Origin of the sequence: uncultured Empedobacter sp. (assembly GCF_937930195.1) — a bacterium.
GTDB lineage: Bacteria > Bacteroidota > Bacteroidia > Flavobacteriales > Weeksellaceae > Empedobacter > Empedobacter stercoris.
The window spans coordinates 1-8,779 of sequence record NZ_CALGVK010000021.1; the positions used below are offsets into that span (position 1 = coordinate 1).

At 30.5% G+C, this 8,779-nt stretch carries 7 protein-coding genes; all 7 read right to left on the reverse strand.

Annotated features, from left to right (window positions below; all coding sequences use genetic code 11):
* Positions 1-770, reverse strand: a 770-nt coding sequence (locus Q0616_RS01190) for a hypothetical protein (protein ID WP_298774320.1), incomplete at its 3' end; no start/stop codon positions are given.
* Positions 771-783: 13 nt separating this feature from the next.
* Entirely contained in the window at positions 784-2,163 is a 1,380-nt protein-coding gene (locus tag Q0616_RS01195; protein ID WP_298774322.1) for a hypothetical protein, read from the reverse strand.
* The gene (locus tag Q0616_RS01200; RefSeq protein WP_298774325.1) at positions 2,163-2,945 is read right to left on the reverse strand and encodes a hypothetical protein; all 783 of its coding nucleotides are present in this window, start codon (positions 2,943-2,945) and stop codon (positions 2,163-2,165) included. Before Q0616_RS01200 ends, Q0616_RS01195 begins: the two co-directional genes overlap by 1 nt.
* On the reverse strand, positions 2,945-3,352 hold the full coding sequence (locus Q0616_RS01205) for a hypothetical protein (RefSeq protein ID WP_298774328.1): 408 nt from the start codon (positions 3,350-3,352) through the stop codon (positions 2,945-2,947). Before Q0616_RS01205 ends, Q0616_RS01200 begins: the two co-directional genes overlap by 1 nt.
* Complete coding sequence (locus tag Q0616_RS01210; RefSeq protein WP_298774330.1) at positions 3,349-7,395, reverse strand: hypothetical protein; 4,047 nt, start codon at positions 7,393-7,395, stop codon at positions 3,349-3,351. The genes Q0616_RS01205 and Q0616_RS01210 overlap by 4 nt, the downstream gene beginning before the upstream one ends.
* 35 nt (positions 7,396-7,430) lie before the next feature.
* The gene (locus tag Q0616_RS01215) at positions 7,431-8,192 is read right to left on the reverse strand and encodes a hypothetical protein (protein ID WP_298774331.1); all 762 of its coding nucleotides are present in this window, start codon (positions 8,190-8,192) and stop codon (positions 7,431-7,433) included.
* 7 nt (positions 8,193-8,199) lie between these two features.
* A partial coding sequence (locus tag Q0616_RS01220) for a hypothetical protein (RefSeq protein WP_298774334.1) occupies positions 8,200-8,779 on the reverse strand: 580 nt, incomplete at its 5' end.

Here is an 8,779-nt window from a genome sequence, read left to right on the forward strand (position 1 = left end):
ATTTTTTTAGCATCACTTAAATTATTTGTGGTTGATAGATACTCATTCAAAGTTCCACTATCAGCAAGAGTTTTAAAAGCTTCATCTTGATTAACTTTTAAATAAGTATTGAAATCTTCACGATTAATTCCAAATTGTTCTACATTAGGAAAATAGATGGAATAATCTTTTCCTTGAGGTAAATTAGAAAGATTATCATATTTATATTCACGGTCTACAAAAGCAGGCTTACGCTCATCATCAATTTGCTTTTCTGTTTTTTGAACGTATTCCTCCTTCTGTAAATCACCAAATTTTGTAGCAGGACTTTTTGATAAAACTTTCATCTTATCTTTATAGTTCAAACCTTGAGTTAATCTGCCTTTATCAGCATTTTTCTTTTCAGTATTTTTATCCAATAAATTATCAGAATAACTCTTAGTTTCAACCTTTTTTTCTTGACCTATTTTAGGTCTTGAAACTTCATTACTTATCGCTTGATTTTGAAAGTTTCTTTTTACCTTATCAGTATTTAGAACATCTGGAATATTTTTACCTTGACCTTTGACAACCGATGAAGAATTCCCATTCGCCAAATTTGATACAGATACCGAAGCTTCTTTTTTTTTTACAGGTTGATCGAAAGATACTTTTGATTTGTACTCTGGATATTTTTCAATCATTTTCTTTGCAAGAACAATATCATCTACATCTTTATATTGAGGATATTTCTCTTTAATTGTTTTTGCAAATTGTTGAGGAGTTATTGGATTATTAGTTGAGTTTTCCATTTTATTCGTTTTATTATAATCCCAAACCTAAAGGATCATTATTATTTTTATTTCTACCATTCAAAGCATTCATAACATCTTTGGCATTAACACCAGCTTCGTTTAATAAGACTTGCTTATTATTAACTTCAATTGTATTTGCCCCATCACTTGCATAATATCGCATAACTCCATTATCATTTGTAACAATCATAGAATTTGCTTTTATTGTTCCTTCATCTCCTGCTACTTCAAAACCTTTTTTTAATGGATAGGTAACTCCATTATTTCCCGCTAAAGTTACATACTGATATCCTCCAGAATTTTGAGTATCTTGTCTTATATCATGATTTACCTTTTTTGCATTTGTCTGTGCATTCATACGACCAATTTGTAATTGACCTTGTTGATATTTTGCTGTATTTTGTGAATTAATCAACTGAACATTTGCTTCATCTTTTACTTCTTCTTTGTAAGTTGATTGTACATTATTAACAATATTATCTACTAATTGATTATATTGTTCAGAAGTAATATTTTTCAATTCATTCTCATCAAATCCCATATGATCAACCAAGATAGAAATACCTTGATTGGTTAATTTGTCTTTTGTACCAACTAACTGTTTTACTCGATTTTCAACCATAGGCTTCATATCATCAAATTTTTGAACAGAAATAGTTCGATTACCTTTATCTTTAACTTCTTTTACAGAACCTAAATTCTTAGAGAAGTCCGACAAATAAGTATCATAATCAAACAACTCAATAGCTGTACCCGATAAACCATGTTTATTCAAATAATTTGTATCAACAATATCATAACTACCATCTTCTTGCATGATGACTAAATAATCAGTACCATTGATACTTTGATAATCAAATTGCCCTTCTGCTAATCCATAAAATTTATTCAATTGCAATCGGTTAGCCTTAGAATATCTTGCTGGTACTGTTTTACCATTTTTATCAACTGTTGCCTGCATTCCTGATTGCAAATCTTCAAATCCACTTTTGATAGTAGATAACGTTTGCGCCATATACTTTGGTCGATTTTTCAATTTTTGAAGTTGTGCTAACTTTACAGGATCATTCATATAATCAGGATCTTTAACAATTTCTGCAATCTCTTGTTTTGTACTCATCAAAGAAGAAGTTAAAGCTTCATCAGGCTGTTTAAACCCTGTATATTTTGCATATTCATCCAACGAGGACAACTCCCCATTTATAGCACTTCTAAGAAGTTCATTCTTCTTCTGTTTATAATAATCCTTTCGTTCAATATGCTCTTCCTCTGCACGTCTATTCTCTTGCATTTTAAGATAAATATTCGTTGCATCAAGAATTCCTTTTGTAAAATCTACATTGCTTTCTCTCTGTTGTTGCAATGCTGAAAAATTTCCTTTAACTGCCATTACACTCCTCTATTTCTAAATTTTTGAAACGTATTATAAAATCCTGCACTACGCAATGGGTCATATGGAATTGATGGATTTAAAATATTATTTGGTGATGGATAATATCCTTGTTGTTGTGGCATTGTCGCCATTGTTCCTTGTGGTGTAACAGAAGATGATATTGGAATTTCTGTTCGTACAACCTCTACTCCATTATTAGGTGCAATATTATTTAGGTTTAATCCATTCGTAACACCACCTTTCATATTGTTTAACATTTGCTGATTTTGAGACATTCCAGCAACACTCGCAACAGTTGTCATTGCACCATTAATTGCTGAACTCAATGCTTGATTCGAGTTATTTTGTGCTGTTGCCATTGCGTTTCCTAAACCAGCTAAATCGCCTTCCTCTCTAAGTTCTTGCATTTGCATAACCATCGCTTCACCTTGCGCTTTCTTATTCTCGTTGTCGATGTATTGCTGATCTAAATTTGCAGCAACTTGTTGATTCAAATCATTTGTATTGGATTGAATTTGCGATAACATTCCTAACCCATTGATTCCTCCTCCTTGCATTGCTTCTACCATATTAGCAGAGTTTCGTGCATTTTCTTGTAAAGCTAAATCTGTTCCTTTACGACTAACTTGTAAATTATCATAAGGATTTTTCAATTCTTGACGATCATAATTGTTAATCCCTTTTTCGTATTCTTTTCGCTTATTGTTTTCACTAATAGTTTTAGCTACTGACATTCCAACTCCTACTGCGCCTATAGCTGCTGATGTTATTACTCCCATTACGCTATTATTTTTATAAATTCATAAGATGGTTGTTTATCTCCTTTCCAACCATTTTGTTTGTATTTGTCAATCAAACTCTCACTTGCAGTAACTGTAAAACAAACACTTGCTCCGTTTATTTTTGCAAAATACTCCAACTGCTTAATCAATTCTAATAACAAATCATTTCGATCTTCTCCTCGATATGATTTATTAAATACAACATATTCTACCCATGCAATTAAACTATTCGTACGATAAACAAAACCACATCCAATTGGAATTTTATCTTTATACAACATCAATCCTCCTGTACCATTATCAGGTAAGCAACTTTGTGGCATAAAAGGTGAATGATGATATTCTTCCCACCATTTACTAATCGTAGGATAATCTTGTTCTGTAAGTTGTAATATTTCTATCATGGGTTGCTTTTTGAAATTTCTGCATTAACATTGTATAATTCTACCTTTTGATTGCTATTAATAGACATATCAAATTGTAAATAATAACCTCGCATACTTCCTCCTGTTATAGATGTATTTTTCTTCGAAAAAAGAAAATCATTCGGAATTGGCATTGTATCTATTGTTGTAAACTTTAGTTTATTTCCTTCTATTGAAATAATTTCTCCTAACAATGTTTCATTATTATTGATATATACTTTATCACCAATTGAAACTCCAGATGGAATATCATTTTTCATAATGATAGTAGATGAAAATACAGAGAAAACCTCCCCAATTCCATGAACGGAAAGTGAATTAATATGCTCTTTTGTATTTCGCTTTATCACAGAATACCATTCATCTTCTATATATCGGAAATCATCTTTTTGAATAGAGGTTTCTGTTAAATTAGTTTTCATAGAAATTGAATCCCATGCAGTATTACCTTCTATATTAAATGCATTGTAAACCTTTACATCAGATGGATAATCATTAAACAATGATACAATACGACTTGGATAAGAAACACCATAAAAGGTATTGTATTCAGATGAAATGTTATGCTCGTAAAACACACCATCTTTTATTCCAACCAATCGATTGTTTAAATTAGTTAACTGATCAGAAACAAATGAATACTCACAACTCCAACCATTTCCTCTATCCGTATAAGCTATTGTTTTAGTATAATCTTCTGACCTTACAGTTAAGATATATTCTTTATTTTCTGCATCAAACGAACCATAAAATTTTGAATCAAAATGTTCTCGGCACATCGAAATAAAATCATTCGAAAGCATATCTCTACGGATATTCTCTCCTTCATAGTAGTAACCATAAATATCATTCAAACCTGCTTCAGTCAATTTTAATGGCGTTCCTCTCTTACGATCAATAAAAAAGATTGAATTTCTATTCTTAACAATTGATTCTGGACTTGAACATACATATTCTCCAGTATAAGGAATTTGATCCCCAAACATCAAATCAGATGCTCCAATATTAGCTGTACCATCTTGATTAAATAACGCTTTTTTACCATATAATAAATTAGAAACTTTATCATTCTGAAAAACAATCAAGTTGTTATCTTTTGATATAGAACGAGTGATTTCACCATAAGAATCTTCTAATTTCTTGAAGTTTGCTAATGCAGGATTAAATTCATTCAAACGATTAACGCTTGTTTCTTCTTCATAGTTTCCGCTCCATGTTAAAGACGAAAATTTATGCTCTTGTTTATATTCGTCATTTAATACAGTTGTAGGTCGCAAATCAGTAGTTAAGGCATTTCCTATAAAATCATCTTTTATACGGTAACTTTCAACGCCTTTTTTGTAAGAAAAACAATTGAATATAGCTAATAATATTTTTGCATCTTCTGTTTCACTTTGATTCTGAACATTTCCTAAATGAAGATTATTTTCAATCTTGAATGTTTGACCAGTTTCATAATACAAATCAACTGTATCAGTTTTCTTGTCCGTTTCAAATAAAATAGATCCTCCATCTACATTAAACAAATCGATACGAATAGTAGTTATTACACTTTTACCACCACTACCACCTCTATTTGAACGAGCAAAAAACTTACTTCCATCAGAATTAAATCCGTAACCTACACCATAAATCCCCTCAGAATTAGTTCCATGAAAAGTATATTCTTTTCCAAATCTTCCTAAGTCTGTTACTTCCTTCTCAAACCATTCCTTAAAACTATCTGCTGATTCTTGAACATCAAATTCTTTTTCATATTCATGATTAAAACTTGAAACACCACCCAAATTCGCACTATTTCGTTTGAACTGAATGTAAATTCTTATTCTACTTCCTGCTCCAATCTTTATTGGTGTCTTAACCCCATCTATTACCGTAGAGAACTCAGGTGACGTATAAGTTTCAACAGGTGACATAGTATGAGAACCTCCTGTAAACTCTCGCAATGTTCCCTCTCCATAATCAAGATTAAATCCTCTCGGTTTTATTTTTATATATAAGCCAGCTGATTCCTTGATTTCATTTCCTGTCGCTAATTCATTGTCTGATATAAAATTCTCGGGTTGTGATTTTACTTCTAAAACTTTTGTTTTTACTAAATTTTCAATCAAACCATATTTATCAGATTTGATGACAATAACATCACCTTCTTCAATCTTATTTTTATTCGCACCTTCAACTTTTAACCATCGGTATAAACCTTCTTCGTAAAAAACAGTACTGAAAAAATTTTGATAAGATTCTTTTACTGATTTTAAAACAAAACGATAAGATGTTGCCCATTTAGGTGGTTTGTTTTTCAACAATACCTCTATTTTATTATTACTCGTACTTGCAGAAATAGGAATGAATAACGTGTTATTTTTACATACTTGCGTACTCGATTGGCGACCGAAATCATCTACATAAACAAGACCTAATTCATAATCTCGATTTGATTTTAAAGAACGGAAACTTCCTAATGAAGATAATTTTATAGTGGTATTACCATCATCAAATAATTTGAAATTTTCAGTCGTTACATATGCATAAGCTGGCTCAGTTTCTCCTCCAGGTAATTCCCCTCCTTCTAAATCAAATGAATCTACTTTATAAACTACTCGTGGTGTAATAAATTTTAAAACATTGTCAATTCGATCAGATAATACAGATCCTATTAAATGATCAAAGTAACCAAACGAATGATTTGGTAAACGAACAGATGTCCATCTTAAATTATTCTCAAATTGTTTGTTTATTTCTGTTGTTAAAAACTGAACAAAATCAACTCCTTCTTGTGTATAAAACTCATCAAAATCTTTTGCTGTATGCTTAAGAATATATGACGCAGTAACCAATGAATTTAATTCATATTCTGTTTCAATAAAACTTAACGATATAGAAATTTTAGATCCTAAATCAAATACAACATTTGAAAAATCTAACGAAAAAGTAATTACATCCGAACTAAATCCAATGACAATATCTTTGTTCGCTTGCTGTATCAACTTAAGTTCATAATCTACTGATACTTTGTTATGATTTGAATCAATCATATCATAGCCTTGTTTGTAATTTGATAAAACCAACGAATTTCCAATAACAGTTAAATCACGCGCAACCAATGGTACATTATCATACAAACGATACAATTCCTTTTCAGGAAGAACAGAATAAATTTTATTGTTAAAAAAAGGAATAGAAACTTCTTCATCATCTCCCCAACCTTCTTTCGACTTCTGGTAACTTTGGATTTTATAAATGGTATTATTACCACTTTCTCTATAAACTAAATCAATTGATTTTACTCGCTTACTACCTGTATTAAAATAAATGTCAATTTTATTATAACGGTTCACCATACCTTCATTTTCCATTGTATCATACTTCAAATAAAAGTCTTTAGGCTCAAAACCAGCCAATGAAAATGGTGATAAGGCAGAATATTCGCCATCTAAATATTGATAACGATAAGCAAAATGTAAAAATTTATCTTCAATAAAATTTTCTTCAAAAGTATCTGTATAAGACAACTCTATCTTTGGCTCAAAAATAGGTGGCTTTTTTATTAAACAAATATCTTCTTCCTCGAAACCTCCTATTGAAAATAATTTACAACGTGATACATTAATAAAACGAATAGGATTTAAGTTATCTGTCCATGCTAAATATTTATTACCTGTAACAGAATCTTTGATAACATTTAATTCATTGACTAAATAATTTTCATCTAACCCTAAATCTCCTTGCAACACTCGACTTAGTGTCTTTTCTTTATAATTGTATTCAACTAACAAATCAGCTTCATCTGTTTTAAATAAAACATAAATACACCAATCATCAGTATCTCTTCCTTCTCCTATTACAACAGGGTTTGTAAAATCAACACCATTATTTAAACTACTGATAGAAGATAACAATACTGTACCTTTTATATTGGTAACTACACCGCCCGTACCAGATTCATTTATATTAACTCGTATATTTTCAGCATGAATATATTGACCATTCGGAACAATTCGCTCATCCGTGTCCTTATTCATTGTACCATTAGAAAAATACCTTGTTACACGCATAATTAATTAGTATAAATGTTTCGTAATTCTGTCCATGATAATGGATTCAATCTGTTTTTTGCAATTCGTTCTAAATTGTAAAACTCTTGTCTTGCACTTATTTTTTCATTCTGAGGAACATTTCTATTATTCGAAATCAATTTCCAATAAACATAATTGTACAAAGCATCTTCAGCAAATTTGTGAATCTTATCTTCATTAGATCCATCTGAAAAATATTCAACTAAAAACAATTCAGAAGGCAATACATTTAAAAAAGCTATCGTTGCATTAGCTTTATCAAAAACATAATCCCCTTTTGCCAACAAATTTTTGTCCTTACATCCTAAATCGAAATTAACTTCTTTCACCTTTGGTCGTGTACTTTCTGTACGATCAGCTTCCAATGGTTTATCTTCATGATCCAACAATAAATTGTATTCATGATCTTGTAAATAAGATGATCCAAGTGTAGTGCGGTCATCTTTAATCAATACATGCGCATTTCCTTTTTCATCAACGTATGATAAACGTACTAATCCTACAAAGTCAGATGGTAAGTAAATTAAACCATTCGCAAACATCTCAACTTCAATTGCTTTTATTTCTTTCAACGTATTAAAAGTCAATTCTTGCAATCCTTTTCTTGCATGAAATAAAACCAATGTTGGATTTTCATTCACTACATAAGAATCTTGACCTTGTGATAATATAAAATCATTCACAAAATCTTGTATCGAAATGTATTGAAAGAGTGGATTGTGATTTGGATTTTCTGTAGACATAATTTAATTACATATTTTCTTTTTGGAATTTCTTATCTTTTAATAATTCCATAACCTGATTAACTTCATTATCCTTTAATCTGATTCCAATTAAAGAACACAAACTATATACAATAGATGGAATTTCAGTTTCATGCAATTCCACATCTTGAAAATCACCTGCAGATGGATTAAACACATATCCATTCCCAATTTCTCTATAAGTCCATTTTGGCTTTTTAGGAAATCGAATTCCTGATAAAATAGCTTTACCAGAAGAAACAGGAACAAATGAAATGAAATCTCCATCGAATACACAAACAGGAAATTCATCTGTTGGTCGTGTACGTTTAGATTGATTTATTCGTGTCAAACCATGTTCTAAAATAGTTACAGAAACATCATTTAAACTTATAGAATCAATGTAAGCAACGTCTTTTGGTTTTGATAATAAACCTTCTACAATTGCTACCTCTTTATTAAAAAAACGAAATGTACTTAGCTTAGAACTTATACCAAGAGTAGCATCTGCCAAACCTTTAGATCCTAATCCTCTGTTATTTTGACGTACACTTTGCTTGTATTTATCCAAATACTCGTTAAATAAT

Coding starts and splice junctions, on each gene's coding strand:
- Q0616_RS01195 (WP_298774322.1), bottom strand. CDS start 2,163: ATGGCAGTTAAAGGAAATTTTTCAGCATTGCAACAACAGAGAGAAAGC.
- Q0616_RS01200 (WP_298774325.1), bottom strand. CDS start 2,945: ATGGGAGTAATAACATCAGCAGCTATAGGCGCAGTAGGAGTTGGAATG.
- Q0616_RS01215 (WP_298774331.1), bottom strand. CDS start 8,192: ATGTCTACAGAAAATCCAAATCACAATCCACTCTTTCAATACATTTCG.
- Q0616_RS01205 (WP_298774328.1), bottom strand. CDS start 3,352: ATGATAGAAATATTACAACTTACAGAACAAGATTATCCTACGATTAGT.
- Q0616_RS01210 (WP_298774330.1), bottom strand. CDS start 7,395: ATGAATAAGGACACGGATGAGCGAATTGTTCCGAATGGTCAATATATT.